The organism is Hyphomicrobiales bacterium, assembly GCA_017642935.1.
Classification (GTDB): Bacteria; Pseudomonadota; Alphaproteobacteria; order Rhizobiales; family MH13; genus MH13.
The window spans coordinates 1,516,173-1,540,910 of sequence record JAEPOK010000001.1 but is presented as its reverse complement, the minus strand read 5'-3'; the positions used below and the strand labels follow the sequence as shown (position 1 = coordinate 1,540,910).

At 59.7% G+C, this 24,738-nt stretch carries 31 protein-coding genes; 14 read left to right on the top strand and 17 right to left on the bottom strand.

The genetic code is table 11. From position 1 onward, the window contains the following. Nucleotides 1-137 precede the first annotated feature (137 nt). The 3 genes from JJ917_07275 to JJ917_07265 are packed head-to-tail and all read right to left on the bottom strand — an operon-like array spanning nucleotide 138 to nucleotide 1,887. Nucleotides 138-359, bottom strand: coding sequence for a DUF2945 domain-containing protein (locus JJ917_07275; GenBank protein MBO6698613.1), 222 nt, complete (start codon nucleotides 357-359; stop codon nucleotides 138-140). A 28-nt stretch (nucleotides 360-387) separates the two neighbouring features. Next, nucleotides 388-1,125, bottom strand: coding sequence for a Crp/Fnr family transcriptional regulator (locus tag JJ917_07270; GenBank protein MBO6698612.1), 738 nt, complete (start codon nucleotides 1,123-1,125; stop codon nucleotides 388-390). 42 nt (nucleotides 1,126-1,167) lie between these two features. Beyond that, entirely contained in the window at nucleotides 1,168-1,887 is a 720-nt protein-coding gene (locus JJ917_07265; GenBank protein MBO6698611.1) for an HAD-IA family hydrolase, read from the bottom strand. A 166-nt stretch (nucleotides 1,888-2,053) separates the two neighbouring features. On the opposite strand from JJ917_07265, the gene JJ917_07260 reads away from it, so the two are divergent. Continuing rightward, nucleotides 2,054-3,361 carry a DUF2254 domain-containing protein gene (locus JJ917_07260; GenBank protein MBO6698610.1) on the top strand — a complete coding sequence of 436 codons (1,308 nt, stop codon included), beginning with the start codon at nucleotides 2,054-2,056 and terminating at the stop codon, nucleotides 3,359-3,361. A gap of 5 nt (nucleotides 3,362-3,366) precedes the next feature. Here JJ917_07260 and JJ917_07255 read toward each other — a convergent pair whose 3' ends face one another. Next, entirely contained in the window at nucleotides 3,367-3,846 is a 480-nt protein-coding gene (locus JJ917_07255; GenBank protein MBO6698609.1) for a hypothetical protein, read from the bottom strand. Between the two features lie 171 nt (nucleotides 3,847-4,017). Between JJ917_07255 and JJ917_07250 the strand changes: the two genes are divergently transcribed. The 6 genes from JJ917_07250 (at nucleotide 4,018) to JJ917_07225 (ending at nucleotide 6,393) form a co-directional block, all read left to right on the top strand. Next, nucleotides 4,018-4,350 (top strand): hypothetical protein, encoded by a 333-nt coding sequence (locus JJ917_07250; protein ID MBO6698608.1) that lies wholly within the window; start codon nucleotides 4,018-4,020, stop codon nucleotides 4,348-4,350. 38 nt (nucleotides 4,351-4,388) lie between these two features. Further along, nucleotides 4,389-4,898: a DNA starvation/stationary phase protection protein gene (locus JJ917_07245; protein MBO6698607.1), complete on the top strand. Its 510-nt coding sequence runs from the start codon at nucleotides 4,389-4,391 to the stop codon at nucleotides 4,896-4,898. A 23-nt stretch (nucleotides 4,899-4,921) separates the two neighbouring features. Next, nucleotides 4,922-5,113, top strand: a complete 192-nt coding sequence (locus JJ917_07240) for a PLDc N-terminal domain-containing protein (GenBank protein ID MBO6698606.1) — start codon at nucleotides 4,922-4,924, stop codon at nucleotides 5,111-5,113. Between the two features lie 9 nt (nucleotides 5,114-5,122). Continuing rightward, complete coding sequence (locus JJ917_07235) at nucleotides 5,123-5,368, top strand: hypothetical protein (GenBank protein ID MBO6698605.1); 246 nt, start codon at nucleotides 5,123-5,125, stop codon at nucleotides 5,366-5,368. 171 nt (nucleotides 5,369-5,539) lie between these two features. Next, a complete protein-coding gene (locus tag JJ917_07230; protein MBO6698604.1) occupies nucleotides 5,540-5,941 on the top strand; it encodes a DUF883 family protein in 402 nt (133 codons plus the stop codon). Then, nucleotides 5,941-6,393, top strand: a complete 453-nt coding sequence (locus JJ917_07225; GenBank protein MBO6698603.1) for a hypothetical protein — start codon at nucleotides 5,941-5,943, stop codon at nucleotides 6,391-6,393. Before JJ917_07230 ends, JJ917_07225 begins: the two co-directional genes overlap by 1 nt. 24 nt (nucleotides 6,394-6,417) lie before the next feature. Here the strand turns inward: JJ917_07225 and JJ917_07220 are convergent, their stop codons facing one another. Then, the gene (locus JJ917_07220) at nucleotides 6,418-7,818 is read right to left on the bottom strand and encodes a hypothetical protein (protein MBO6698602.1); all 1,401 of its coding nucleotides are present in this window, start codon (nucleotides 7,816-7,818) and stop codon (nucleotides 6,418-6,420) included. A gap of 188 nt (nucleotides 7,819-8,006) precedes the next feature. Between JJ917_07220 and JJ917_07215 the strand changes: the two genes are divergently transcribed. Both JJ917_07215 and JJ917_07210 read left to right on the top strand, forming a co-directional pair. Further along, nucleotides 8,007-8,207 carry a CsbD family protein gene (locus JJ917_07215; GenBank protein ID MBO6698601.1) on the top strand — a complete coding sequence of 67 codons (201 nt, stop codon included), beginning with the start codon at nucleotides 8,007-8,009 and terminating at the stop codon, nucleotides 8,205-8,207. A gap of 234 nt (nucleotides 8,208-8,441) precedes the next feature. After that, nucleotides 8,442-9,317, top strand: coding sequence for a mechanosensitive ion channel family protein (locus JJ917_07210; protein MBO6698600.1), 876 nt, complete (start codon nucleotides 8,442-8,444; stop codon nucleotides 9,315-9,317). A 42-nt stretch (nucleotides 9,318-9,359) separates the two neighbouring features. Here the strand turns inward: JJ917_07210 and JJ917_07205 are convergent, their stop codons facing one another. The 3 genes from JJ917_07205 to JJ917_07195 form a co-directional block, all read right to left on the bottom strand. After that, nucleotides 9,360-10,394, bottom strand: a complete 1,035-nt coding sequence (locus JJ917_07205) for an AI-2E family transporter (protein MBO6698599.1) — start codon at nucleotides 10,392-10,394, stop codon at nucleotides 9,360-9,362. A gap of 75 nt (nucleotides 10,395-10,469) precedes the next feature. Continuing rightward, a complete protein-coding gene (locus tag JJ917_07200; protein ID MBO6698598.1) occupies nucleotides 10,470-11,039 on the bottom strand; it encodes a pyridoxamine 5'-phosphate oxidase family protein in 570 nt (189 codons plus the stop codon). A 100-nt stretch (nucleotides 11,040-11,139) separates the two neighbouring features. After that, the gene (locus tag JJ917_07195; GenBank protein ID MBO6698597.1) at nucleotides 11,140-11,943 is read right to left on the bottom strand and encodes a response regulator; all 804 of its coding nucleotides are present in this window, start codon (nucleotides 11,941-11,943) and stop codon (nucleotides 11,140-11,142) included. A 163-nt stretch (nucleotides 11,944-12,106) separates the two neighbouring features. Here JJ917_07195 and JJ917_07190 point away from each other — a divergent pair, with 163 nt between their 5' ends. The 5 genes from JJ917_07190 (at nucleotide 12,107) to JJ917_07170 (ending at nucleotide 15,133) form a co-directional block, all read left to right on the top strand. Next, a complete protein-coding gene (locus JJ917_07190) occupies nucleotides 12,107-12,364 on the top strand; it encodes a hypothetical protein (protein MBO6698596.1) in 258 nt (85 codons plus the stop codon). Next, on the top strand, nucleotides 12,361-12,924 hold the full coding sequence (locus JJ917_07185) for a sigma-70 family RNA polymerase sigma factor (protein ID MBO6698595.1): 564 nt from the start codon (nucleotides 12,361-12,363) through the stop codon (nucleotides 12,922-12,924). Before JJ917_07190 ends, JJ917_07185 begins: the two co-directional genes overlap by 4 nt. Nucleotides 12,925-12,938: 14 nt before the next feature. After that, nucleotides 12,939-13,241: a hypothetical protein gene (locus tag JJ917_07180; GenBank protein ID MBO6698594.1), complete on the top strand. Its 303-nt coding sequence runs from the start codon at nucleotides 12,939-12,941 to the stop codon at nucleotides 13,239-13,241. 50 nt (nucleotides 13,242-13,291) lie between these two features. Continuing rightward, nucleotides 13,292-14,881 carry a hypothetical protein gene (locus tag JJ917_07175; GenBank protein ID MBO6698593.1) on the top strand — a complete coding sequence of 530 codons (1,590 nt, stop codon included), beginning with the start codon at nucleotides 13,292-13,294 and terminating at the stop codon, nucleotides 14,879-14,881. Between the two features lie 81 nt (nucleotides 14,882-14,962). Then, complete coding sequence (locus JJ917_07170) at nucleotides 14,963-15,133, top strand: DUF1328 domain-containing protein (GenBank protein MBO6698592.1); 171 nt, start codon at nucleotides 14,963-14,965, stop codon at nucleotides 15,131-15,133. 75 nt (nucleotides 15,134-15,208) lie between these two features. Here the strand turns inward: JJ917_07170 and JJ917_07165 are convergent, their stop codons facing one another. From JJ917_07165 to JJ917_07125, 9 genes are all read right to left on the bottom strand, one after another. Next, a complete protein-coding gene (locus JJ917_07165; GenBank protein MBO6698591.1) occupies nucleotides 15,209-16,249 on the bottom strand; it encodes a dihydrodipicolinate synthase family protein in 1,041 nt (346 codons plus the stop codon). A gap of 11 nt (nucleotides 16,250-16,260) precedes the next feature. Further along, a complete protein-coding gene (locus JJ917_07160; protein MBO6698590.1) occupies nucleotides 16,261-16,914 on the bottom strand; it encodes a TetR family transcriptional regulator in 654 nt (217 codons plus the stop codon). Beyond that, nucleotides 16,901-17,926, bottom strand: a complete 1,026-nt coding sequence (locus JJ917_07155; protein ID MBO6698589.1) for an NAD(P)-dependent oxidoreductase — start codon at nucleotides 17,924-17,926, stop codon at nucleotides 16,901-16,903. The genes JJ917_07160 and JJ917_07155 overlap by 14 nt, the downstream gene beginning before the upstream one ends. A 28-nt stretch (nucleotides 17,927-17,954) precedes the next feature. Then, nucleotides 17,955-19,424 (bottom strand): hypothetical protein, encoded by a 1,470-nt coding sequence (locus JJ917_07150; GenBank protein MBO6698588.1) that lies wholly within the window; start codon nucleotides 19,422-19,424, stop codon nucleotides 17,955-17,957. Next, entirely contained in the window at nucleotides 19,421-20,263 is an 843-nt protein-coding gene (locus JJ917_07145) for a sugar phosphate isomerase/epimerase (GenBank protein ID MBO6698587.1), read from the bottom strand. Before JJ917_07145 ends, JJ917_07150 begins: the two co-directional genes overlap by 4 nt. A gap of 3 nt (nucleotides 20,264-20,266) precedes the next feature. Next, on the bottom strand, nucleotides 20,267-20,797 hold the full coding sequence (locus JJ917_07140; protein MBO6698586.1) for a tripartite tricarboxylate transporter TctB family protein: 531 nt from the start codon (nucleotides 20,795-20,797) through the stop codon (nucleotides 20,267-20,269). Continuing rightward, nucleotides 20,794-21,846: a Gfo/Idh/MocA family oxidoreductase gene (locus JJ917_07135; GenBank protein MBO6698585.1), complete on the bottom strand. Its 1,053-nt coding sequence runs from the start codon at nucleotides 21,844-21,846 to the stop codon at nucleotides 20,794-20,796. Before JJ917_07135 ends, JJ917_07140 begins: the two co-directional genes overlap by 4 nt. Then, nucleotides 21,843-23,369, bottom strand: coding sequence for a tripartite tricarboxylate transporter permease (locus JJ917_07130; protein MBO6698584.1), 1,527 nt, complete (start codon nucleotides 23,367-23,369; stop codon nucleotides 21,843-21,845). The genes JJ917_07135 and JJ917_07130 overlap by 4 nt, the downstream gene beginning before the upstream one ends. Before the next feature lie 123 nt (nucleotides 23,370-23,492). Next, on the bottom strand, nucleotides 23,493-24,503 hold the full coding sequence (locus tag JJ917_07125) for a tripartite tricarboxylate transporter substrate binding protein (GenBank protein ID MBO6698583.1): 1,011 nt from the start codon (nucleotides 24,501-24,503) through the stop codon (nucleotides 23,493-23,495). Nucleotides 24,504-24,738 lie beyond the last annotated feature (235 nt).

Here is a 24,738-nt window from a genome sequence, read left to right as displayed (position 1 = left end):
TCCATACCGGTTTCCTCGGTAATTCCGCGGATGCTTGGAAGCACGATGAACACCGCCTCGCGATAACCTATGTTATGCGAGGCGGCGGAAAGATCAGAAATGAGTGATGGATCTACGGGTGGGCGGCAGGCTCGCAGTTAGGATGGTGCGCTGAGCTCACTATGGCTCTTAAGAACTTGGTCGCCGTCCTCCTGCTCAATCAGATAAGCCGGATCGTCGGAAGAAGCATTGCGGGTTACCTCGGTGCCTTTGATCGTCTTGGTCACATCGGATGTGTAGATCTCGACGACCTTGCCCGTGCCGGTACCTTGGCCCCAGTTCCATTCAACGCTGGTGCCTTCGCTGTACGATTTGGCCATTGGTTATGCCCTTTTCTGTTCTGCGGACCTAGATAAACCGGCGCTTTTCCTGGAGCGGAGGAACTTCGCGCGCTGCATATTCCAGCCCCTCCTTGTCGAGGATGCGCAGGATCGGTCGATTCCAGGCCAGGAGTTGTTCTTTTTCCATCTGTTTGAGCGTTCGACTGACATGCACGCTGGTCAGCCCAAGCGCGTCGGCCAGGTGCACCTGATTGAACGGCGTTTCCATCGATTGGTTGCCGGCAAGACCCACCTGCTGAGCGCGCGCGTAAAGCTGCAGCACCATGTAGGCGATCCGCTCCTTGGCGGACCGCTGGCCAAGGGAAACCAGATTGCCGTCGAGCAACTGCTCTTCGCGCGCCGCCATCCAGGTCATCGAAAAGGAGAGGTCGGGATAGTTGGAAAACACTTCCCAGAGCCGCTCACGGTCGAAGACACACAGCGTTGTCTCGGTCATCGAGGTGACCGTATGCTCCATTTCGCCAAGCACTGACATTTGCAGGCCGATGAAGTCGCCGGGCAGCGCGAAGTTCAGCACCTGACGGCGGCCATCATCTAAGCTTTTATGGCGAAACGCCCAGCCGCGCAGCACGGTATAAAGGTGCGGACTGCGCGCCCCTTCCAGCAAGATGTTGGTACCGGCGTCCAAACGCAGTTCGCCGATCTTGAACCGCTCGATGAACCGCAGCTCATCGGCCTTGAAATCCTGAAAGTTCGAATTGGCGCGAAACGGGCAATTGGCGCATGCGGTGCGCGCCGGACTGATGGGCCGCGAGGTGTTGTAGTCGGGAACGGTGGCTTCCAAGGTTCATGCCGCCTTCTGGTTAAGTTGATCGGCATGCCAGATTTGCAACGCAGTGATGGCGTTCGGGCCGATGCCGAGCGTTTCAAGGCTGGCGATTTGCCCCTCGACAGATGACCAATCATCGCCTTCGGTGAGGGCGCCCGGCGTGAAGAGCACCGGAATGCCGGCTGCCATCGCCGCGCGACCGCTGGCGACCGTGTCTTCGATGGCAACGCATTCGGTTGGCTCTAAATCCAATTGGGATAGGGCAAACCGATAGATCTCAGGATCCGGCTTGGCGTTCTTGGCGTCCGTGCCGCTTAAAATGAGATCGAACTGGGCTGCGTTGACGCCGACCGCCCCTTCGATCACTGCATCGACCACGCGCCGGTCGGTGCCTGAAGCAAAGCCAACCGCCAACCCCGCCTGGCCGGCCTGCTCCAGCAAATTGACCACGCCGGGGCGGGCTTCGACTCCGGCCCGCAAGGTCGATAAAAACAGCGACGTCTTTTTATTGTAGATCGCATCGACAAGCCCATCGTCGGCATCGACATTGGCATTGGCCAAAGCCTCGGCGATGCGGCGGCGGCCGCCTGGTTGCTGCAACAATCGTTGATAGGTGTCTTGATCCCAGAACAGGTCCACATCGAACTGGCGAAAAGCGGTGTTGAACGCCTCGCGTTGGCGCTCTGATGTTTCGACAACGGCGCCGATCGAACCAAACAATAGGGCACGTAAGGTCATGAAGGCCTCCTTGGTCATGTGAGTATCTAAGGGGCTGAACGCGCGCGTCCATGTTTCGTTCAATTGCGATCAAAAAGCTTGCAACGGCCGGCGGTTCTGCACGTAAGGTTGCCAAGGGTGGCTGCGTGCGTTTTCAGTTGGCCCGATTGCCAAGGAACTGAAAATTATGCCGCTGCACCTCTTCAAAACCTTGATCCGAGGGTATCTTTTTTGGCCGCTGGTGATGGTCGCGCTGGCGATGGTGCTGGCTGCAATTGCGGCCAACGGTGATGATCATCTGGCCGGTCAGGATGAGATCGCTGATGCCCTCAACGTCTTGCGGCTGAGCAATGATGATGCGCGCGCTGTTCTCTCGACCGTCGCGTCCGCGGCGATCACGGTCCTCAGCCTTGTCTACTCCATGACCCTGGTCGTGTTCACGCTGGCCGCCAGCGCGCTCGGCAACCGCATCATTCGTACTTTCGGTGACAACCGGCTTGGCCAAATCACGGCAGGTCTTCTGGCTGGCACTTTCATCTTTGCGCTGGCCACGCTTTATCTCGCCCCACCCGACCGGCCGCCGCTGATCTCGACCGCCGTGGCTGTCGTTTTGGCGATCGTGTCGGTCATCCTGTTGATCGCCTTCGTCAACAATGTTTCCCACCGCATCCAGATCGACAATGAACTGGCCCGTATCCAGCGCCTGCTCAGCCAATCAATCATCGATATGGCCGAGCGTCTCAATCGCAGCGCTTCAGCTGAAGGCCACCGCGCCGCAGAGGATGCCGTTCCGCATGCACTGAAATGGCGTGCGCCGAAAACCGGCTACATCACAGCGCTGGAATTCGAAAAGCTGACCGTTGCGATGAAACGGACCGACGCAATCTTGATCTTGCACGCCAAGGCCGGCGACTTCGTGCTCGAGGGGGATCAGTTGGCGACAGTGCGCGCGGCCGAAGATGCAAGCATGGCGGCAACCCTTCTCGGCACCAAGGCCCATCGGTTCGTTGACATCCGCGATGCGCGCGCGCCTGAAGGCGACGTCAAGTTCAATGTGCATCTGATTGTCGAGATCGCACTCCGCGCCCTGTCGCCCGGGATCAACGACGCCTACACGGCGGTTGCGGCCATCGATCAACTGTCGGCGTCCATCGTCACGCTCATGCAAACGACCACGGCGCAGGCCCGTCTGCGCGATGAAGACGGTTACGTTCGCGTCGTTGCCGACCTTTTGTCGGTGCGTGACATCATTGGGTCGGCAATCCATCCGATCCGACGTGCTGCTGCAGACAATGTGCTGGTGATGATCGCTCTGGCGCGGGCGTTGAAACGTCTGGCCGACCATTCCAATGTCGCTCATGGCCCACTGCTGCGCAAGCATATCCGGCTTTGCGTCAACTCCGCGCAGGATTGTCTCAGCGAGCGAGCGGACCGCGACGAAGTTGCCGAACTATTATGGGCAGCGTGGCGGGCAACCAAGCGGCTGCCCGCCTAACCGGTCTATTCGACACGAACAACGCCGAAATCGTTCAGGCCTTCAACCAGCTCCCGCCCTTCGCCGGCCACCGGGCTACGGCACGCCGTCTCGAAGCTACCAGATTCCAGCGTCGCGATGGTCAGCGTGCGCTCTTGGCCTGGGCCAAGCAGGAACCCATCCTGCATCTCGGCGACTGCGCCGGGCGCCATATCATTGCCCTCCAACACCATCTGCTCGATCAGCAATGGGTCAAGATTGATGACTGTCGAATTGATGCTGTTGTTGATCAGATGGAGCTCGACCACCGAGTTGCTTGGCAGGATCAGCGGGTCGGGCTCGCAGGTCACGGGGCTATGGTCGACGACTGCCAGCTCGACCGGCGCGATGCCTTCGATTGGCGTGCTGGACTGTGCAAGGGCCGGCGCGGCGAGGGCAGTCGATGCCAATGCAAGTGTCGCGGTCAATCGCGTTGCAATGGATGCCGAAGTCGCAAGCGTGGACATGTAAGTCTCCTTCAGAAGCGGTGTGAGGTGACCGCTTAACGTCAGATCTCTGCGATGGTTCCGACGAGACTGTCCACGCTCCCGCCGGCCGCTTTTTGTCCAACCAACTTTTTTGGAACGATCCGATGAAGCCCGCGTTTGCCGCTCGACCTACCAACATAGGAGGACGAGATGACTGGTTCATCGACGACAACAATGCCCATGAGCTCAACGAACATGGCCCGCCGCAACAACCCCCAACCGCAAAATGGTGGGACCCGGACCTCAGTGAGAGCCAGCGGCACTGTCACCAAAGACGGTGAGGACGCGCGCCAGGGCGAACGTAGCAGCCGCATGATCTATGTGCTGACCGCCAGCGTCTTGTTGCTTCTGATTGTCTACGCCCTGATCGGAGTATTCTCCGACACCGTTCTGGTCACTGACTTGAGCGCGCCAACTGCTGGCGATGCCGCCGTGCCTGGCCCGTCTGAAGCCCAGGAAACAATCATCACCGATCGCCAGTAGGTGAGCACCAATTCATTCTTCTCTGAAAGGAGACACCCATGACACTGTCTGTTTTGAAACCAGCACCTGAAACGTCGACGGCCAAGAACGGCATTGCCGACGACGCACGCCAGCAGATCGCCGAAAAACTGTCGTCAATTTTGGTCGACAATTATGTGCTGACGCTGAAATCGCATCTATATCATTGGAACATTGTGGGACCGACCTTCAAATCGATCCATGACCTGACCGAAGAGCATTACGAGGACCTGTTCCAGGCTTCGGACGACCTAGCCGAACGAGTTCGTGCCCTGGGTCACGTCGTTCCAGTCGGCGAGCACAGCCTTGAACTGTCGCTGACCGCTGCCTCACCTGGCACAGACTTGCCATCGGCAGAGACCATGATTTCCGATCTTGTCGATCAGCACGATTTGATCGCTGCTTCGATGCGCGACGTCGCTGAATTTGCCGGAGAGCACAAAGATCTGGTGACCGAGGACCTACTGACCGGCCGGATCGCCTTTCACGAAAAAGCCGCGTGGATGCTCCGCGCCATGCTTGGCCAATAAGCCAAGAGCCATAGGAGAGAAACATGATTGAAGTTGGCGGCCTGTTCGGCCTTTTCCTGCTCATCGGCGTGGTCTACGCCATCGTCAAAACCATCGGCTCGAGCGCCTCGACCGGGTCGAAGGTGCTTTGGATCCTGGCGCTGCTCCTGCTGCCGCTGATCGGCCTTCTTCTTTGGTTCTTCCTGGGGCCAAAGGCGAGCCGCAGCCTGGCCTAGGGGATCCTCATGGGACAATCCAAACCTATTGATCCGGCGGTCTCGATGGACGATCCGAGGTCAGTGTTCGAGACGCCAGACGCCGTCCTGGAAAGCGCACTGAGCGCCGATGAAAAATACGCCATCTTGACCAAGTGGAAAGAGGACGAGGAAGCCTTAGCCCGCGCTGCGTCCGAAGGCATGGCCGGCGGCGAGAACAGCATGGTTCGCCGCGTTGAAAAGGCTATCGATCAGATCGAACGCGAACGCCGCTAGCCTCTCATAGCTCCTAAGCAAACGCGCCTCTCACTGGAGGGGCGCGTTTTTGTTCGCGCGTTGCTGGAACCCTTCGCGCTGACATGCGTTGGGCACCCGAATGGCCGATCGCCATCCACCCGCGTGCTTCCAAATGCACCGGACACGAAATCACCAACGAGGAGGATTAGTATGGCTACCGCTACGCAAACCAAATCCACCACCAAATCGACCAACGGCCGCACCGCGGCCAAAGACCTTGTGGACCCAAAACTCATGTCAGACTTCGACGATCAATTAACCTCGCTGCGCGCGGACATCTCCGACCTGACCAAAACGGTCAAAGCGCTCGCCGACGATAGCAGTCGCCGCGCGCAAGACCGCGCAACCGAGATTGCCAGGGATGGCGCCGACAAGCTTCGCGAAACCGCTGAAACCGCGCGCGAACAGGCGCAGATTGCTGGCGATGATGCCTATGCCGCCGGCCGTGCTGCCGCGGCCCAAGTGCAGTCCAACGTTTCTCAGAATCCGTTTGCCGCCCTGGCCATCGCCGCGGGCATCGGATTCCTGGCCGGTGCACTGGCGAAACGCTGATGCTTGGGCTGATCCAAATGCTGATTGACCGCGAGGCGAAGCCCTTTGCCTACGCGGCCGCCGAGGCTGTCACCAAGCCGACGAAAAAAGCATTCGGTCGCGCGCTTTGGGCGGCTGGATTCACGCTCGGCGCGCTCGTTCTGGCCATTGCTGCCATTGGCGTTGGCACGGTGGCTCTGACCGCTCTGGCGCTCGATCTACTGCCAAGTGCGCAGATCGTATTGGGATGGTCATCGGGCGCACTGATTGTCGTGGCGGCGGTTTTGGCCCTTGTCGGTGTGGCAATCGCGAAAGCCATCTCGCCAAAGACGCTGGCGCGCGAAGGCCATCATGCCTTTCTGAATGAACGTCATCGCCAGGAGCGAGCCGCTGGCCCGGGTGCAACCGCACGCGATCCGGTTTCCAGCAGTTATGCGTTTGCGCGTGGCTTTTCCGACGGTCTCAAATACTGATCACATGAGCCGGGCGGCTGCTTCTCAATAGAAGCATTCGCCCGGCATTGTTATGGAGCATTTCAAACCGGCCGGGTCGAAATCCAGGTCGGTTTTTGCGTTCAGTGCCATCGCGATGGCCCGCTGCAAATAGCTGGTGCCAAAGCCAGTCTCATCCGGCGGCGAAACGTCCGGCCCGCCGGTTTCCGTCCACCGAAACACCACGTCCTCGCCCGCTTGCTCCCACACCGCCTCTACCGTTCCGCCATCGACGGAGAGCGCGCCGTATTTCAGCGCGTTGGAGACGAGCTCGTGCAGCGCCATGCCGAAATGCTGCGCGGCATCGCTGGTGAGCGTCAGTGGTGGTCCCTCGATCCGGAACGAGCCTTCGCGCGTCGAACCCGCCTGGCGTGCGTTGCGCTCAACGAGCTCGGCCATATCCGCGCCGCGCCAGTTTGAGCGCACAAGCAGATCGTGGCTTTGCGACATGGCCGACAGACGGGCGGCGAAGCTGTTCACGAAGGCTTCCTTGGTCGGCGCCTTGGCAGCGGTGCGCCGCGCCGTTGCCTGAATGACGGCGAGCAAGTTCTTCGTGCGATGGGTGATCTCGCGCATGGCGAGCCGCATCGCATCCTCGTGCTTTTTCAGATCCGACAAATCGATCGCTGTGCCGATAAGGCCGATAACCTCGCCGCGCGCCGAATAGCGCGGTTCCAGCTCCACATCGTAGCTCACCGTCCCACCGTTTTGGTCCGGAACATCGATACGGCCTGACCATTCATTGCCGGCAAGTGCGGTGTTGCGTTTGAGATCAACCAGGTCGCCGCCGGTTTCGCCAAACAGCTCCAGATCGCTTTTTCCAAGCGGCGTTTCCTCGAAGAAATCCGGCGGATTGGCCATGAAGGTGTAGCGCAGGTCGAGATCCTGTTCGAAGACCGTCACTTTTGATCCGTGAAGCGCCCGCCGAAGCCGTGTGTTCGCTTCGGTTAGATTGCGCCCATAGGCTTCGATTTGGATGGCCTGCATTCGGCTCGCGGTGATGTCAGCGACCGACAAATGAAAGCGCTTGTCTGGGCCATCGCCCGAGACGCCGGCGCGCAGTTTCAGATGGATGGGATTGCGGTTCGTATCGGCCAGCGTGTGTTCCAGGCTAGCCTCGCGGCCTTCACTGCTCTGCGCCCGGTGGGTGACGATCTGGGTGATAGGCAACAGTCCTTCCGGCCACACCTCTTTGATCGATCGGCCGATCGCTTCGCGATCGCTGACAACGGCATCGGGCATGTCCGGCAAAAGCGCGAAACGTTCGGCTGCAAAGCCAATGTTGCGCGCTTCTGAGATCGTGCCGGCCTCATCGAATGTCAGCAGGCATGTCGCGCTGTCGATCAGGGACTGCAGCAGGACGCGATCGTGCGTATCGTTTTCCATTGCGTAGGGATCGCTGTCCATCATCGCGCCTAAGTCTATTGCATCGGTATTCCCTTACGCTGAACCGGCGCCCTCGTTCCATATCCTTCAGAAAACAAAAGGACGTCTTTGACTGGCTTTGCGGAACGCAATGCGCCGTCCCGCGTTGGTCCACCAGATGCGCAACTCTGCGTATCGCAAGTTCAACACGAGTCGAGGAGGTTCAGAAAATGAACTGGGACCAGATCAAAGGTAAGTGGACGGAGTTTCAGGGCGCGGCCAAAGAAAAATGGGGCGAACTGACAGATGATGATTGGGCCGAGATCGACGGCCAGCGCGAGAAACTCGCAGGCAAGCTGCAAGCCAAATACGGCAAGACCAAAGAGCAGGCCGAGCGCGAAATCGATGAGATGGCGCACCGCTTCAATTAAAGCGTTCGCGACGATCCGATCGACCGGCTGATGTTCCAATCGGACACGCCCAAACCAGAAAAGCCCCGCTACGGCGCGTCCGTAGCGGGGCTGGCTTGCGTTGTGGTCAGTTTTATCGCCTTCGCTTTTTGAAGCGCGAGCACTGACGCCGGCGCCTCTAGCCATTTCGAGTTCAGCGCTCTCTGGCCCATTCTCGGCCACCTTCGGCGCCACTTTTCCCAACAGGATTGACCCATGGAAGACCTTGATCTTGAGGCCGTTGACGCAGACGTGTCGACGGCGGTTGAAACCGTCACGAATATGCTCAACGGCCTGATCGGCCTGCTGCCTTTGATCGTCATCGCCCTTCTGGTGTTGACGGTCTTTTACGTTGTAGCGCGGTTTGTGCGCTTTGGCGTGCAGCGTGTTGTGGGCCGCAAAGCAAACAAACATTCACTCGGCGTGGCGCTTGGCCGTCTGGCCTTTATCGCGATGGTTTTCGCTGGCGGGCTTGTCGCCATTTCGATCATCGCTCCGAGCATTGGCGCGGCGGAGCTTTTTCAATTGCTTGGCGTCGGCTCCGTTGCCATTGGCTTCGCCTTTCGCGACATCTTGCAGAATTTTCTTGCCGGCATTCTCATCCTCATCCGACAACCGTTCACCGAAGGCGACTGGATCCGCTACGAGGATTTTGAGGGGATCGTGGAAGAGATTTCCACCCGGTCGACCAAGATCAGCACCTTTGACAAACGCATGATCATCATCCCGAACGGCGAGATCTTCACAAACGCGGTGATGGTCATGACTGCCCAGCCCTATCTGCGCCGGGAGTATGATTTTGGCGTCGGCTATGACACCGATATCGATGAGGCGATCTCAACTATTCTCGATGCGGTCAAGGGTACTGAAAACGTGCTTGCCGACCCTGCGCCCGACGCCGGCCTTGTCGATCTGGCAGGTTCGTCGATCAATATTCGGGCACGGTGGTGGACCGATACAATGAAGTCCTATTCAACCAACTACGCGGTGATGAAAAACGTCAAAGAGGCACTTGACGCCAAGGGGATCGATATCCCGTTTCCCATTCGCACCCTGCAGTTTGACGAACCGCTACCGCTTGAAAGAGCCTAGTCAAACAAACCCCGGACGGCGCACCGTCCGGGGTTTTTTGTTCTAGACCGGTCTCAGACGGGGCGCCGGCTCTGTCAGCACGGTGTGCTTTAAAACTGATTGCGCGATGAGAAGCAGAGGCACAGCGAGCACCGCGCCGGCGATGCCCCAAAGGCCGAACAACAACACCAGCGCTATGATCAGCACCGCTGGTTCCAGTTTGACCTGGCTACCAACGATGGCAGGCGTGAGGAAGTTCGCTTCCATCGCGTTGAGGCTGAAGAAGGCGAGAGCAGGCAACAAAGCCTGGCCCGGTTCATCAAAGGTTACCAGACCGGCCCCAATTAACAGGATGATGAGCACACTTGGCCCGAGATAGGGTGCATAGTTGAGTGCGAACGCCAGTACGCCCCAGAGCAACGGGTTGGGCAGGCCTAATGCCCACATCGCCAGAGCCGTCCCGATGCCAAGCACCGCGTTGATGGCCGTCACTGTGATCAGATAGGTGCTGACCTGCTGCTCGGCGTCACGAAAGACATGGGCCGCTCGCAACCGCGTTCCCCGCGCCATGCAAAGGCGCAAAATCCCTGCGCGCAGGCGCATCCGGCTTTCCAAGAAAAAGAACAAGAGCGCGACGAAGACCACCAATTGGCCGAAAAAAACCGGCGTTTGCATGGCTACCAGACCGACGCCATTGCTGAAAATCGCGCTCAGCTGACCGCTCGACTCAACGGGATCGACGCCCATGGCTTCTTCCATCGCCTCGCCCGCCGATTGCAAGCGCCAGGTTAAGTCGCGGATCTCATCCAGCAGCGATTGCAATGCATTTCCGATACGCGGCAAATCGTTAGCCCAACTGGCGAACGATCCAGCGGTTAGCGCGACAAGACTGACAACGATAGCGATCAAGCTGACGACTTGCATGCCCGCGGCGACCCCACCCGGCAATCCCTTGGCCACCAAACGACCTTGAATCGGACCCATGATTAGGGCTGCGACCAGGGCGGCAACAACCGGCACGATATAGCCGGCGCCAAAATAAAGAACAGGAAGCAGTGCGCACCCAGCGACGATCGCTAGCAGCGTCCGAGAACCCATCAGGCCAGGTCGTTGACGGCCAGACGGTGCAACCTGTGACGGGCGAAGGGGAGCAAGGGAGCGCACAGTCTTGACCTAGTAGCCGCCAGTGAAAGCCATCGGTTCGGGCTTCGACTGGCTGTCACGTGCGAAGGAAACCTTCGCATTGTCGCCAACATTAACCTTGCGGCCTTCAGCAGCGGCACGGGCCATTTTGAAGCCGACAACGATGGGGTTGGGATCGCCGTCCCAAAACTCCGCCTCGTTCACCTCGACGCACAGAAGAATGATGCTGGGGTCTTCCGGGCCGTCGGGAAACCAAGCTTGGGCCGCCACCGACCAGAGATCGCGCTTGCGCGCCAGATCGTGCTCGACGCTTGCCTTGCCGCTGATCGAAACAAAATGCTGCTTGGACGGATCGGAAAAGGTGACGCAGACCCTTGGGTTCGCCTTGATCTCATCATCCTTCAGCCCGTTCTTGTGGGCGAGAAACCAAATGCGTTGCTCGTCGCGGCGCGGGTAGCCGGCCATTGGGCGCGCCCGCAACGGAGTAGGCCGCTCAGTCGCTATCTTGGTCACAAGCATAAAAGTATTGTGGTCGCCGAGCAGGTTCCACAGACGATCCTGCGCGTTTTCCCGAGGCGACCATCGATCGAACAATGACATATTGAACCTCATTTTAACGGTTATCCAACTGTCACAACGGGATCGCACGCCGATCGTTCCAAACGGCGTCGAAACCGGTTCGATCATGCTTAGCGAATCCTTAAAACGCCAACTCTAGTGGCGCCGTCGAGCGGAAGAACAGCGCCTGTGACACAGCCGCGCGGACCATGTCCGGATCATAGGGTTTGGTGATCAGGAAGGTCGGCTCCGGGCGCTCACCGGTCAGCAGGCGCTCGGGGAAAGAGGTGATGAAAATTACAGGCACATCGACATCGGCGAGGATCGATTTCACCGCATCGATGCCCGAAGACCCGTCCGCAAGTTGAATGTCGGCAAGCACCAGATCAGGCGTGTTGGCCCCTGCCGCCGCGATGGCCTGGCTTGCCGTGGTGGCCTGACCGCTGACCGCATGGCCAAGGTCTTCGACGATCTCGGCTAGGTCCATGGAAATGAGTGGCTCGTCTTCGATGATCAAAACATCGGCTTTGACGCTGTCAGTGATCTCGCTTATCGCCCGCTCGACCAGCAAGGCCACATCCATCGGCGTGCGGTCCATGATGACAGCCACATGGTCTTCGGAAAACTGCTCCAAGGATTTCAGAAGCAATGCCTGACGGTTTTCCGGTGCCATCCGCTCCAGCCGTTCCTGGGCGGTACGCTCAAACAGCGAGGCATCATCACCCTCTGCGGTTGGTGTGGACGAGGACGACCAGAGCGCATGGAACACGCGATAAAGTGCAACGCGGGGCGGCAGGTCGCCGTCAAACAAAGAACGGTCGGCGATCAAGGCCTCCAAGCAAGCGCGCACATAAGCATCGCCGGACTTTTGCGACCCAGTCAATGCTCGGGCGTACCGGCGCAGAAAGGGCAGGTGAGGGCGAATGGCTTCGCTGATCTTCGACATTGGGAGCTCCTGGCTTAAGGCAAGGCGTTTCGCTGCGACGGCGAAAGCGACATTATGTACCCAAATATGCCTGGTTACGGATATGGTTCCATTGTTTCCAAATTTTTTTGGAACTTTTTGTTTTTACCTGCGTTGAGCGTCCACCAAGGAAGGATAATTGAGCATGTCTGGAGACCAGCCGCGCCCTGAGTCCAAACCAAGTGAAACACACGAAAGCGATGATGAGGCCGACGTGAAAATTGATGGACAAAACGACGATTGGGTCGCGACAAGCTTAAAGCAGCTGTATCGGTCGACCGTGGAAGAAGGCATTCCTGACGACATGCTGGCGTTGCTCGACGCGCTGGACGACGAGGAAGACAATGCCGACCAGGATGGGCCACGCGATGGCGAAGCTTCCGACGAGGGGGTTTCCCGATGAGCGCTGCGGTCAAAAAGCAATTCATCGATGCCATCCCGGCTTTGCGGGCGTTCGCGCGCTCGCTTTGCGGCAATGCGGTGCGCGCCGACGATCTGGTCCAGGAAGCCTTGGCCAAGGCGCTGACCAAGATCGATTCCTTCCAAGAGGGGTCCAACGCGCAAGCTTGGCTGATCACTATCCTGCGCAACCAATATTTCTCTGAAGGCCGCAAGCGTCGCCGTGAGGTTGAAGATGGCGATGGCCATTTTGCCGCCACGCTTGTCACGCCTGGCCGCCAGCAGGACAATCTGGAAGTCAAAGACCTCATGTCCGCGTTGCAAATGATCGCCGATGAAAAGCGCGAGGCGCTGCTCCTGGTTACCGCCAGCGGTTACTCCTATGAAGAGGCCGCCGAGATCATGGATACCAAACCCGGCACTGTGAAAAGCCGGGTGTCGCGTGCGCGCGCTGAACTTGAAGAGCTAATGAATGGCTCGCACGAGCTCTCCGGTTCACCAAGCGTCCAGGCCCAATCGGCGCGCGAAATCTCCGACGCTTTCGATCGCGGAGCGGCTGCTTGAAAGGGTGAGGGCCAGTGAGCACCAAACCTCCGAAAAAAGTTGCCGAGGCCGCTGAAAAAGGTCTTGAGTTGCGTGCGAAGTTCGACCGTGGCGGCACCGATGTGGGTGTGGCCCGGGCGCGCGATTTGAAAAACCGGCGGCCCTGCTCGGATGAAACCATCGACCGAATGGTCAGCTATTTTGCCCGCCACGAGGTGGACAAACAGGCGGACGATTTCGGCAATGATGAAAACCCAAGTGCGGGGTACATCGCCTGGCTGTTGTGGGGCGGCGATGAGGGTCGCGCTTGGGCTGAAGACATCCAGTCGCAGCGCTAGGCAACAATAGGAGTGGTCGGACTGCCGAAAAAGGTGTCACAACGCCTGTCATGACAGTTCAACCGCTCATCGAAGCCGCGCGCGCTTACCCCGCCATGGAACGCCTGGTGCTTGGCGCCAAAGACTGCGTCTGGCTGGCATTTCGCATCTTTGATCCACAGACCCGGTTGCACAGCGAGGAAGCGCGCTCTCTGGGTCTGGAATGCTGGGCTGACATGGCCAGGTGGTCGTGCGCGCAAGGCGTGGAGTGGCGCATCCGGATCACCGATTTTGACGCCATTGGTGCGACCGATCTGCACGGACTTAGTCACCGCTCAGTCCAAGAGTTCCGTGAGGCCGCGCCGAAGAACTTGCAGGCGGTGGCCGCCCTGCATCCCCATGAATTGGGAAGCCTGCCGCGACTTGGCTTTTGGTGGCCGGCGCGCCATCGCGTGGCCTCCAAAATACACGCCATGAAGGCCGACGGCATGAGCCGTGAGGCGATCGCAGCGCGCTATCCTGGTCTGACCGACCGGTTGGTGGACAAAGGACCGGGCGATCCAGAAATCCGCCGTTGGCCCCCCTTCAGCCTGCACCCGATCGTCCACCACGAAAAGCTTATGATCGTCGATCGCGATCGCATGATCCTTGGCGGTTTGGACGTCAACGAACGACGGTTTGACGATTTGGACCATGACCAGCCGGCCGACCAGACCTGGCATGATGTGTCAGTCTTGATCGAAGACGAGCCCAACACGGTGCATGAGGCGACCCGTCATTTTGCCAATCTGTGGAACGATGTGCTCGGCACCCAGGATCACGACCAGGACCTGACCCCCGTCGAGAACCCAGTCGATCGCGAGGCGCATTCCGATACCGGGGAGGGAAAGCTAACTTTCATCCGCACCCTGTCCGCCAAGCGCGCCGGACCGATTGCGATCAGCCCGGAAGAGACAATCAAAGAGATCGAAGATGCTCATCTGGCGCTCATCGCTAACGCGCAAAGTCTGATCTATCTGGAAACCCAATATCTGCGCTCGCTCATCATAGCCGACGCGCTGCGCGCTAGGGCGCGTGAGAACCCTGATTTACGTTTGATCGCGCTCTTGCCGGCGGCGCCCGATGACGTCGCGTTTGAGAACAACACCGGGCCGGATGCGAAACACGGTACCTGGCTTCAGGCACGCGCCGTGGACAAGATTCTGGAGGGCTTTGGTGATCGCGCGCTGTTTCTAAGCCTTGTTGGCGCCAAGGCACCCGCCGACCCACCGGACAAGCCTGAGGATGGCGGACCCGATTTTGCCCATGTGGCACGGCAACCCATCATTTATGTCCATGCAAAGGTGATGATCGTTGATGGCCATTCAGCGATCGTTTCGTCCGCCAATCTCAACGGTCGTAGCATGCGCTGGGACACCGAAAGCGGCGTCGTGTGGCGTGACGCCGAACCCGTTTGCGCCTTTCAAGATGCGCTCTGGAAAGACCATTTCAAAACTCTGGAGCCGCCGCGTTTCCAGGCCGATTACGTCGCTGATGAGGTTTTTCGGCGTTTTCAAGCTGCCGCCGCGCCCGAGGCCGACACGTTTCTGATCGCGTATCCGCACCATCGTGCGAAACGCTTCGCCGCCTCGAAGTTTTATGTGCCGAACAATATGGTTTGATCGAATTTTCGCATCCTGACTGCAACCATCTATTGCGGAGAACGTTCTCCAGATACCCAAACGGATGAAAAGGAGAACGTCATGCTTGGTTGGGCACTCGCATTTCTGGTTATCGCAATTATTGCTGCTGTTCTTGGCTTTGGCGGCATCGCCGGCGCCGCAGCGTCGATTGCGCAGATCATTTTTGTCGTCGCGCTGGTTCTGCTGGCCGTCTCGGCCATCATGCACTTCGTCCGTGGGCGAAGCGTCTAGCTGCTTACAGCTTTACCGCGTGAAGATATCGAAGGAGGGTTCGCTCGCGAGCCCTCCTTTTTTGTGCCTTTGCCATCAAGGCGTTAGCCACTTCTCCAGATTTTCAGTCACGAATGCATCATCATTGAGCTCCGGGTAGTCCCGGTAAATGCGCTCGATCTCGTCCATCTGACCCGGCCCGAGCGTTTCGTCCGGGTTGAGACACCAGATTCCAGGCAGCAGGCCTTGGCGACGCAGCACTTCGTGGATGGCCGCGATGCAACCGGCAAAATCGTTGCGCACGTCGAAGAGCACACCGTTGGAGTCCGTCACACGGGCATCGAGGCCAAGCCATTCGCTGGTACTGCGACCCGCTTGATTGGTGTGGATTTCGTCTAGCAGTTCCACGGCGCGTTTGGTCCACACCGCCCAGTGGCCAAGCAGCCCGCCCTTGATGCGCACTTTCACCGCCTGCCCGTCGCGAGGGATGGCGAACTCGGTCAGCAGATCAGCGACGATGTGATCATCATTGCCGGTGTAAAGCGTGATCCGCTCCTCGGCGCGCGCATCCACCACTGCCCGAACCACATCGAGCGTCTTGTAGCGGTTGAACGGCGCAATCTTGATCGCGACAACATTTTCGATCTCGGCAAACCGCCGCCAGAACTCATAACGCAGCGTTTGGCCGCCGACGGCGGGTTGGAGATAAAACCCGACCAGCGGCATCACCCGAGCTACCGCTTCGCAATGGGCGATGAGTTCATCTTCGCTGGCCTCTTTCAGTGCTGCGAGGCTCAAAAGCACCGCATGATAGCCGAGGTCGCGCGCAAGTTCTGCCTCCTCCACCGCCTGGTCCGTTTTGCCGATGGCCCCGGCAACCATAAACGGCTCGTTTGGATGGGCATTTGCCTCCTCGGCGGCCAGTTCCAGCACCGGGCGCAGCAGGCCATGGTCGCGAATTTCGAACTGGGTCGTGTGCACACCCACTGCAAGCCCTATAGAACCGGCATCCAAATAATAGCGCGACAACGCGCGTTGATGGCATTCGCTGAGTTGCCGATTGGCGTCCAGCGCCAGTGGATGAGCCGGAATGACGCCACCACGTCGAAGTTTGTCCCAAGCTGTGCTGTTGATCATGGCTGGCTCCGTCAAGTCACACGCGAAGTGCGCAGATAGCCAAGCACGACCTCGACGATGTGCGCGCGCCGCAGGGCAAAACACGCCTTGGCGTCAGGCAGGTCGAAGATCACCGACAGCGTGGCGCGGTTGGAGGTGAAGAAATAGGCCAAGCTTGCGATCGTGATGTAAAGCTGTACCGGATCGACCCCATTGCGGAAATCGCCGCTCGCCACTCCAGCCTGCAAGATGGTTGCAATGGTATCGACCAGCGGTGTGTTGAGTTGCCGAGCTTCATCCGACGCCTTCAGATGTTCCGCGCCGTGCATGTTTTCGTCATTGATCAGTTTGATGAAGCTTGGATTGTCGCGCACATAATCGAACGAAAACTCAACCAGCTTTTGCATTGCGGCCATAGGTTGAAGATCATCAAGCTCAAGCTTCTGTTCGGCAGCACGGATCTTGGCGTAGGTCTGTTCCAAGACGGCGGTAAACAGATCGTCCTTGCTGGCAAAATAGTGATAGAGCAGCGCCTGGTTGCAGCCGGCCAGATCAGCGATTGCCGCCATCCGCGTGCCCTCCAGCCCTCTGGTCGCGAAGACCGTCTCGGCGGCATCCAAGATGCGCTGGCGGCTCTTGGCCGCGTTGCGCGTTGCGGGAGCGTCTCGAACCTCAGTAAGCGCCATCGCGCACCTCAAAATGGGTTGGTTTGCCAAGCGTTTTGCCGCCGCGCTGCAGCCAGTCGGCCACCCAGCCGATCATGGTTTCGGTCGAAACACCGGGTTCGCCGTAAAGCTCTTGCTGCTTGGTCGTGTCGACGATCCAGGCTTGCGACTGTTCCTCGCCGGCAAAGATCGGTTCCTTGCCAAAATGTTTGCCGAACGCATGCGCCATCGCGCGCACGCTTTCCACTTTCGGCCCGGAAAGATTGAGTGGAACGGCCGGATTGTCGGCCAAAGCCAAGGTGCGCAAGGCGATATCATTGGCATCGCGCTGCCAGATGATGTTGCAGTGTCCGCTATCGACCTGAACCGGCTCGCCTGCCAGCACGGAGCGACCGATATCGTGCAGCACGCCATAACGCAGATCGATGGCGTAGGAGAGGCGCAGCAGCGAGACCTTGGTGCCGTATACATTGGCGAAGTGTTCAAACAAGCGCTCGCGGCCGATGCAGGAATTGGCATATTCGCCAGGCGGCGTTAGCGGATCGCCCTCTTTTGCGCCGGGGTCGGTCACATCGGCGAATGCGTAGACGCAGGCTGTTGAAAAGACCGCAATTCGCGAGTCTTTGAAAGCTTGCGCGACGATTGCAGGAACATGAACATTCATCGCCCAGGTCAGCGGTTGGTTGCCCTCAGATCCGAATTTGCGCCCGGCCATGAAGACGACATTGGTGGTTTTTTCCAACCCGTTGACAGCCGTCTCGTTGAGCAGGTCGCAGGCCACCGTTTCAATGCCCTGAGACTCAAGCTCCGATCGCACTTTGGGGTCGGAAAACCGTGCAACGCCGATAACCCGTTTGCTCGGCGCGGCGCGCTTCGCCATCCGCGCCAAGGTAGGCCCCATTTTGCCGCCAACACCCAAAATGGTGATGTCGCCATCAAGCCCGGCCAGCGTTTCGGCAAGCGCATCGCTCGGCGTGGACAGCATGTTATCGAGCATGGCCTCATCGGCAATGGCGGTTGGGTGGGGAGTCATGATCGTCTCCTTGATTGAGCATCGCGCCTCATGAGCCGGCCTCCGAAAGGCCAAGACTGTTGAAGTCCCACGCATCGGCCGGCGTCATGGCGTTGATGTCTGGCACACACATCGTTCCAAACCCTGGCCCGTTCGCCGTGTGGGCCGACAACGCGCCCGATTGCGTGCGCAGCCGCACCGCTTCGCCGTCGCGTTGATAAAGATCTGGGTGTGCCTCCAAAGCGGTGTCAGCTTCGCGCTCGGTCAGATGGCTAAGGCCGGCGAAGTAATGGTGGGCGTTGCGCTCACCATGGGCGATGCCAAGGGCTGCAATCAGCGCAAGATCGGCATTGATGGAAAGAACGGGCATGCAGGTCAGATCTTCGGCGGACTGGAAATAGGTGCCGGGACCTGCCGCTTGGTTGTGGTGTTCGGCGAGCATAGCATTGAGCAGCGAGCGGAAAACGCCCTTGCAGTTTTTGTGGCTAACGCCGCGATAACCAAGCGTGATGGCCTCGTGGAAAGCCGTCGTCTTGCCATCGGCTTCATCGATCAAAAGCGGCACCCCAATGGCATCGAACGCTGCCTGATCAGGCGGGTTTTCAAAGGTCGTGCGGCGGTCGAGCGGCTGCTCGATGAACAACGCATCATCGAGCATCTTAGAGACTACAGATGAGGATCGCAGGCGGCTTGTGAAGTCGGCGAAGTCAGCAAGGCTTTGAAACTGCTCATTGCCATCGAGCGTGAAGGCGATGCGCCGCCCCGTGTTGGCCATGACGGCGCCGATCTGTTCCAGGCGCGCGCAATCGGCGTCCACGTCGCCGCCGAGTTTGATCTTCAAATAAGAAAGCTGGTCGTGCGCCAGATAGTCTTCCAGCGTTTCCGGCAAACCGTCACTGGGGCGATTGTCCGGGTCAAGGTCGGCTGCCGTGATTGGATCGACCATGCCGACCGTGTGTCGTAGCGCTACCTCGTCAAGCGGTGCCGTCGGCATTGCATCAGCGACGGTCATGCTGCCCAGTTCAGGAAAAATCGCGGCCGGCTGAAACCCCAGTGACGATCCCCGCAGCAGGTCGAATGTGGTTAGCCCGTGCGCCCGCGCCACCCCATCCATCATCGCTCGTTCAACCATCGCCACACCGAACGAGGCGCCGAGATCGTTGAAGCCTACGCTGAGGGCGTGGGCGTGCACGGCCTTATCCAGGGCCCGCCAATGATCGAAAATGGTGCCGTTACCGAGTTGCGTGGCGGCATCCACCGCGGCGTTCAGCGTATCGAGCAGGTCATGGATGTTGTCGCGCGGCGTTTTCTCCGGCCGCTTGTCGAACCATTTGTAGGCGAGCAGCTCCGAGGCGTAGCCGGTGACCACTTGCCCATCCACCAGCATCTCAAGCGCCAGCGTCGAGCTGGCGATCGCTTCGATGGTCACAGCGCCAAAGCGAAACGGCATGCGCGCTTTGGCATTGGTGATGCCGATGCGCCCTTTCAGCGCTTTGACGTTGGCCGCTGATCCGCTCATGGCGTGCACTCGTGCAGCGCTTCGCAGAGGCCTTCGACATAGCCGGCGGCAAGCGCCGCAGCGGCGGGGCCATCGGGGTGGTAGTCGAAGGGCTCGATACCGATCAGGCCGTCGTAACCATGGTTGGCGAGCACCCGAACGATCGGCATGAAGCAATGCTCGCCTTGGCCGGGGCCACGCCGATTGGACTCATTGAAATGCACATGCCGGATCATGCCGCTTGGCAGCTCTCGATCGAGGATTTTGGCCGGTGACTTGCTTTCTCCGCCCCAGGCCGCCGACGTATCGAGCATGGTCGCCAAGCCCTTGGACCCGGATCGAGTTACCAGGTCCTTTGCCTGCGCCACCGTGTTGACGAAATCGGTCAGCGCAGGTGCCAGCGGTTCCAGACAATAGGTGATGCCTGCTGCGTGCGCCGCATCGCCAGCTGCCGTCAGATGACCAAGGGCCACCTCCTCAGCGGCTTCCAGGCTTCCGGCGTGATGGATCGGTCGTTGGTCAGGCGATCCGTGAACCAGGACTTTGCCACCGAGATCGTGACACAGCTCGACAAGGCCGAGCATGTGATCGCGTGTCTTCGACTGAACCGCTTTGTCTGTGCTGGTCAAAGAGATGCCATCGGGCACGTTCATGAGCCAGTGCAGTCCGGTGATGATGATGCCGTGATCGGCGGCGTGGCCTCGCAGGCGTTGCCGCTCGCTCTTTGGCAGCTTGCAGGGATCATCAGACAGCGTGAACGGTGCAACCTCCAGACCGACATAACCGAGACCAGCCGCAAGCCGGCATTGCTCGGCGAAGTCGAGCTCCCGGATCACTTCGTTACAGAGCGTCAGTTGCATGGGCTATCCCGGCAGTTGAATGAGGAAGATTTCGGAAAACACCGCCCAGATCACCAGGCTCGCGACCAAGGCGAGAACGGCGGCGCCGATGATTGTTTTGGCAAGCGATGAGCGGCGATCTTCGCGCATCAGTTCAACGCCAACCGTGAAGGCGAAAATGAAGGCGGCGGTCGCCGGCACAAAGGGCAGTTTGCCAAACAGCGCGAAGCCGTAAACGAGCAGCGCACCCAGCGTGAACAGCGTGCGCCGAATGGCCTGTGGCGACCAGCTGGTGATCGAGAGCCGTCCGTCACTGCTTTGGCGGCGGGCGCCGCGCACCGTCAGAATGAGCCCCAGGACCAGAATGATCGCGCCGAGCAGGCCTGGCGCGATGCCCGGCACCGTCAACGGATCAGCGGAGCGATGTTCAAAACGCGGCATGGCGAGCGCGCCGATCAGAATGGCTGACCCAAGGGCTGTCACGACCAGGCCGAGGACCATGTCGGTGCGGTGCGACGGGGCGTCTGCAGTTGGAGTCGGGTTTGGCTCGCTCATACCGCAATCCTATCAATCGGGACGAAACGGGTGGCGGCAATCTCGCGGGCTGTCGGGATCGCGGCGAGCACCCGCGCGATCTCCAGGGCGCCGTCATGCAGGGACACGAGAGGCGGTTCTTTGCCATCAATGGCGGCGAGAAAGCGTTGGGCACTGGCGGCAAGCAGATGGTCCGGCGTCGCACCGGGAAACACCTCGCTCCAAGAACGCGAGGGCACGACCTCAATCGTCGTTTCAGTTTGGTCGAACCGGACGGCCTGGAAGGTCAACCGGTTGGCGTTGAAATCTAGCGTCAGGCACCCGCGATCGCCGACCAGTTTCAGCACCTTGTCGGTCATGGCGCCGGGAACGAAGGCGTCGATGCCATCGCCGGGCATCAGCATGCCAAGCGACAGCCGTCCGCAAATGCCATTGGCGTGCTGAGTGCAAAGCATCATATCATCGGCGCATTGAGGCGAGGGCAGTGTGACCGCATGGGCCCCCACCCGCGTGATGCTGGCGCCTGCGAACAGCTGCATCAGATCCAAAAAATGCACGCCGTCATTTTCTTCCAGGCCGACGGCGAGATGCCGCCGTTTCCAGCCGCAGAACCGACCTTCCATCAGCGCAAGATGGCCAATTTCTCCGGCCTCCAGCACCTCAAGGGCTCGCATCGTCATGGGGTGGGCCCGCAGCACCAGATTGACTTGCACCACGCATCCGCTGCGCGAGCGCGCTTCGACCAAAGCGTGCGCTTCCTCAAGCGTCGCAACGGCAGGCTTTTCCAATAGGACCGGTTTGCCGGCGGCAAGTGCCTGTTCGGCGAGCGCAAGATGGGTGTCCGGCGGTGTGACGATGGCGACGCAATCGGCACGCGCCAACAGGTCGTCCATGCCGGCGGCAATATCGGCGGCGTCGACTCCGGCTTCCTTGGCCCGTCCACGCGCGTCCTCACTCGGGTCGCACACAATCACGCGGGCCCCGAGCCGCGACCAGGCGGCGTGGTGGCGGGCCCCAAAGGCGCCATACCCGCACAGAAGAACCGTTGTCATGGCCGCTGGCGCACTCATTCACTCACTCTCTTTGATCGGTTGAACAGCTGTTGATGGGCGCTGGCGATCGCGCGTCGAACCCCGGGCAAAGCAAGCAGGATGGAGAGCAGGACCAGCCCTGCGATCACCGCGCTGATGGGCCGGGTGACGAAGTCGAGCGGATCGCCTTGGCTGAGCGCAAGGCTGCGGCGCAGGTTGGAATCCAGGATTGGTCCGAGCACGACGCCCAGGATCATCGGCGCGACAGGAAAGCCCGTCTCGCGCATCAGGAAGCCCAGAATGCCGAAGCAGATCATCACGCCCACATCAAAGGGACGCGAGGCGATGGCAAACGCGCCGACCACGCAGAGCACGAAGATGACGCCCATCAGCCATTCACGCCGCACTTTGAGGATCATCAGCAAAGGCCGCGTCATCAAAAGACCGAGAACCAGCATTGCAAGGCTGGCCCAGAAAACCATGGCGACGATGGAGTAGAAAAAATCGGGTTGCGTGATCATGATCAGCGGGCCTGGGCGAAGCCCATGGATCACCATCGCGGCCAGCAGCACGGCAGCGGGCGCTGAGCCCGGAATGGCCAAGGTCAGAACTGGCACAAACGCGCCTGGCACGGCGGCATTGTTGCCGGTTTCGGCCGCCAGCAACCCTTCCACCGAGCCTTTGCCGATCTTTTCAGGGGTCTTCGAGGCGCGCCGCGCGGCGGCCAATGACACCCAGGCGCCCATATCTTCGCCGACACCGGGAACGACTCCCATAAACGTGCCGATCAGGCCGGAGCGCATCCAGGTCTTGGTGTATTTGGTGAACGCAAAGAAGGACGCACGCGAGGTGCGCGCCACATGCTCCACCATCTCGCTGGCCCGGTTGCGCATCACCGAAAGCACTTCAGCGCAACCAAACGCGCCGACCAGCACCGGCAGCAGGCCAAGCCCGCCTTCCAAATCCTGCCAGCCATAGGTGTAGCGCGAATAGGCGTGGATGCTTTCCTGGCCAACCATCGCGACCGCCAGGCCAAAGAACCCAGCGATCCAGCCTTTCAGCGGGTCGCCCATGGCGGTCAGCTGGCCGCAGATCACGATGCCGAAAATGGCGAGCCAGAAGAACTCAAAGCTGGTGAACTCCAGCGCGAACTCAGCAAGCAGCGGCGCAATCATCGCCAAGCCAATCATGCCAACCACGGTGCCCAGAAACGAGCCGATGGTGGCGATCACCATTGCATCGCCCGCCTTGCCCTGAACGGCCAATTGGTGGCCGTCGAGTGCCGTGGCTGCGTTGGCGGGTGTTCCAGGAATGTTGAGCAGAATGGCCGAGCGGCTGCCGCCATAAATCGCGCCGATATAGACGCAAACGAGCACCAGGATCGCCACATCCTGCGCCATGGTGAAGGTGAGGGTGGCCACCAGCGCGACGCCGAGCGTCGCCGTCAGCCCCGGGATCATGCCGACTACGATGCCCAGGAACGTTGCACCGAAGACGTAAAGCATTTGGGGCGATGCCCCGATTGCCAGGGCAGCCGACAAGAACTGGCTGACACCGTCCATGGCGCGCGCATTACTCCGTCAAAAAAATAGGGGCGGTTGGTCGAGCCCACGCAACACGTCGCCGCTCGAAAGAGCGGCCCGGCATCGCGCGAAACGAGCCGGGCCGCCAAGTTTGGTCAGGGATTAGGGGCGCGGAATGCCGAAGTCTTCCGGGCTGTTTTCAGCGGTGCCGCCATCATATTGCTGCCAGGCATTGATGCTGAGCATCGGCATCGCCGCTTCCTGGGCTGCGTCACCGTAGGACGGGTCAAACAGCGCGCCGCGTTCTGCCGCGAATGCCTGCATCGCCTCAGAACTCATGATGGTGTTTTCCCAAACGGCATCCATCGTATCGAGCACATCCTGCGGAGCGTCGGCGGGGATCCAAATGCCAAAATAATTGTTGGCGCTTTGAACATCGGGAAGCCATTCAGTGACTGGCGGCACGGTGCCGTAGCCATCAAGTTCCAGCGGCGAGGACGCGATCACCGCCAGTGGGCGCAGTCGTTCGGCGCGGATCATGTCCACCTGTTCTGTGGCGGTTTGCGAGGTGAAGTCGGTCTCGCCTGCCACCGTCGCGATCACCGCTGGATTGCCGCCTTCATAGACAATCTGGCGGTAGTTGATCTCAGCGGCTCCTTCGATCGCGCCCATGGCGATGGCACCGGCCGACGTCAGGCCGGCGGTGGCAACCGTGAGTGGCTCGTCAGAGGTTTGCAGCGCTTCCAGCAACTGGCCAAAGTCTTCGATGTCGCTGTCAGCTGGGACCGAGATCAAGCCAGGGTTGGCCACATGCAGGTAAAGCCGCCAGTCGGGCAGCGTTGCGTCGAGCATGCCAAGAACCGGATAGGCGCCAAGGTCTGCCGCCGCGCCAGCGGCCCACATCATACCGTCATGGGGCGCATCCCAAACCGAACGCGTACCGACGGAACCGGACGCACCAGGCTGGTTGATGATCACCACGTTTTGCCCAAGCGCTTCGGTGAGTTCACCGGCCAGCACGCGGGTCACCGTGTCGGTGGAACCGCCAGCCGACCAGGGCACGACGATGGAAACAGGTCCATCCGGTTGCCATTCAGCTTGGGCGACAGGCGCGCTGACAACCATGGCGGACACGGCCGCGACGGCACCTAAAAAACGGTATGTTGTGTTCATGACGTTCCCCTTTTTCTAACTAAGTGGTTAGTTAATTAGCGAGGATGTTCGAGGTGTAGGTTCCTGTCAATGGACAGAAAGCGCGAAGCATCGAACAGCCTCTGCTGCCTGCCCGAATGGCAGGAAGGTCACAGCGGCGTTCTTCTTGCCGTTTCGTGACGCCAAGTGATTGGGAACGATGCGTAAAGGTTGTAAGTTGATACTGGTGCGATAAAGCCAGGAGCGCGCTTTCGGC

What these genes read in the sequence shown, in the direction of transcription:
- JJ917_07140 (MBO6698586.1), bottom strand. Translation starts at nt 20,797, where the DNA reads ATGAGCGAGCCAAACCCGACTCCAACTGCAGACGCCCCGTCGCACCGC.
- JJ917_07255 (MBO6698609.1), bottom strand. Translation starts at nt 3,846, where the DNA reads ATGTCCACGCTTGCGACTTCGGCATCCATTGCAACGCGATTGACCGCG.
- JJ917_07130 (MBO6698584.1), bottom strand. Translation starts at nt 23,369, where the DNA reads ATGGACGGTGTCAGCCAGTTCTTGTCGGCTGCCCTGGCAATCGGGGCA.
- JJ917_07200 (MBO6698598.1), bottom strand. Translation starts at nt 11,039, where the DNA reads ATGTCATTGTTCGATCGATGGTCGCCTCGGGAAAACGCGCAGGATCGT.
- JJ917_07185 (MBO6698595.1), top strand. Translation starts at nt 12,361, where the DNA reads ATGAGCGCTGCGGTCAAAAAGCAATTCATCGATGCCATCCCGGCTTTG.
- JJ917_07135 (MBO6698585.1), bottom strand. Translation starts at nt 21,846, where the DNA reads ATGAGTGCGCCAGCGGCCATGACAACGGTTCTTCTGTGCGGGTATGGC.
- JJ917_07230 (MBO6698604.1), top strand. Translation starts at nt 5,540, where the DNA reads ATGGCTACCGCTACGCAAACCAAATCCACCACCAAATCGACCAACGGC.
- JJ917_07175 (MBO6698593.1), top strand. Translation starts at nt 13,292, where the DNA reads ATGACAGTTCAACCGCTCATCGAAGCCGCGCGCGCTTACCCCGCCATG.
- JJ917_07195 (MBO6698597.1), bottom strand. Translation starts at nt 11,943, where the DNA reads ATGTCGAAGATCAGCGAAGCCATTCGCCCTCACCTGCCCTTTCTGCGC.
- JJ917_07235 (MBO6698605.1), top strand. Translation starts at nt 5,123, where the DNA reads ATGGGACAATCCAAACCTATTGATCCGGCGGTCTCGATGGACGATCCG.
- JJ917_07165 (MBO6698591.1), bottom strand. Translation starts at nt 16,249, where the DNA reads ATGATCAACAGCACAGCTTGGGACAAACTTCGACGTGGTGGCGTCATT.
- JJ917_07150 (MBO6698588.1), bottom strand. Translation starts at nt 19,424, where the DNA reads ATGAGCGGATCAGCGGCCAACGTCAAAGCGCTGAAAGGGCGCATCGGC.
- JJ917_07250 (MBO6698608.1), top strand. Translation starts at nt 4,018, where the DNA reads ATGACTGGTTCATCGACGACAACAATGCCCATGAGCTCAACGAACATG.
- JJ917_07155 (MBO6698589.1), bottom strand. Translation starts at nt 17,926, where the DNA reads ATGACTCCCCACCCAACCGCCATTGCCGATGAGGCCATGCTCGATAAC.
- JJ917_07225 (MBO6698603.1), top strand. Translation starts at nt 5,941, where the DNA reads ATGCTTGGGCTGATCCAAATGCTGATTGACCGCGAGGCGAAGCCCTTT.
- JJ917_07145 (MBO6698587.1), bottom strand. Translation starts at nt 20,263, where the DNA reads ATGCAACTGACGCTCTGTAACGAAGTGATCCGGGAGCTCGACTTCGCC.
- JJ917_07260 (MBO6698610.1), top strand. Translation starts at nt 2,054, where the DNA reads ATGCCGCTGCACCTCTTCAAAACCTTGATCCGAGGGTATCTTTTTTGG.
- JJ917_07215 (MBO6698601.1), top strand. Translation starts at nt 8,007, where the DNA reads ATGAACTGGGACCAGATCAAAGGTAAGTGGACGGAGTTTCAGGGCGCG.
- JJ917_07170 (MBO6698592.1), top strand. Translation starts at nt 14,963, where the DNA reads ATGCTTGGTTGGGCACTCGCATTTCTGGTTATCGCAATTATTGCTGCT.
- JJ917_07220 (MBO6698602.1), bottom strand. Translation starts at nt 7,818, where the DNA reads ATGGACAGCGATCCCTACGCAATGGAAAACGATACGCACGATCGCGTC.
- JJ917_07190 (MBO6698596.1), top strand. Translation starts at nt 12,107, where the DNA reads ATGTCTGGAGACCAGCCGCGCCCTGAGTCCAAACCAAGTGAAACACAC.
- JJ917_07210 (MBO6698600.1), top strand. Translation starts at nt 8,442, where the DNA reads ATGGAAGACCTTGATCTTGAGGCCGTTGACGCAGACGTGTCGACGGCG.
- JJ917_07265 (MBO6698611.1), bottom strand. Translation starts at nt 1,887, where the DNA reads ATGACCTTACGTGCCCTATTGTTTGGTTCGATCGGCGCCGTTGTCGAA.
- JJ917_07160 (MBO6698590.1), bottom strand. Translation starts at nt 16,914, where the DNA reads ATGGCGCTTACTGAGGTTCGAGACGCTCCCGCAACGCGCAACGCGGCC.
- JJ917_07245 (MBO6698607.1), top strand. Translation starts at nt 4,389, where the DNA reads ATGACACTGTCTGTTTTGAAACCAGCACCTGAAACGTCGACGGCCAAG.
- JJ917_07205 (MBO6698599.1), bottom strand. Translation starts at nt 10,394, where the DNA reads ATGGGTTCTCGGACGCTGCTAGCGATCGTCGCTGGGTGCGCACTGCTT.
- JJ917_07240 (MBO6698606.1), top strand. Translation starts at nt 4,922, where the DNA reads ATGATTGAAGTTGGCGGCCTGTTCGGCCTTTTCCTGCTCATCGGCGTG.
- JJ917_07125 (MBO6698583.1), bottom strand. Translation starts at nt 24,503, where the DNA reads ATGAACACAACATACCGTTTTTTAGGTGCCGTCGCGGCCGTGTCCGCC.
- JJ917_07275 (MBO6698613.1), bottom strand. Translation starts at nt 359, where the DNA reads ATGGCCAAATCGTACAGCGAAGGCACCAGCGTTGAATGGAACTGGGGC.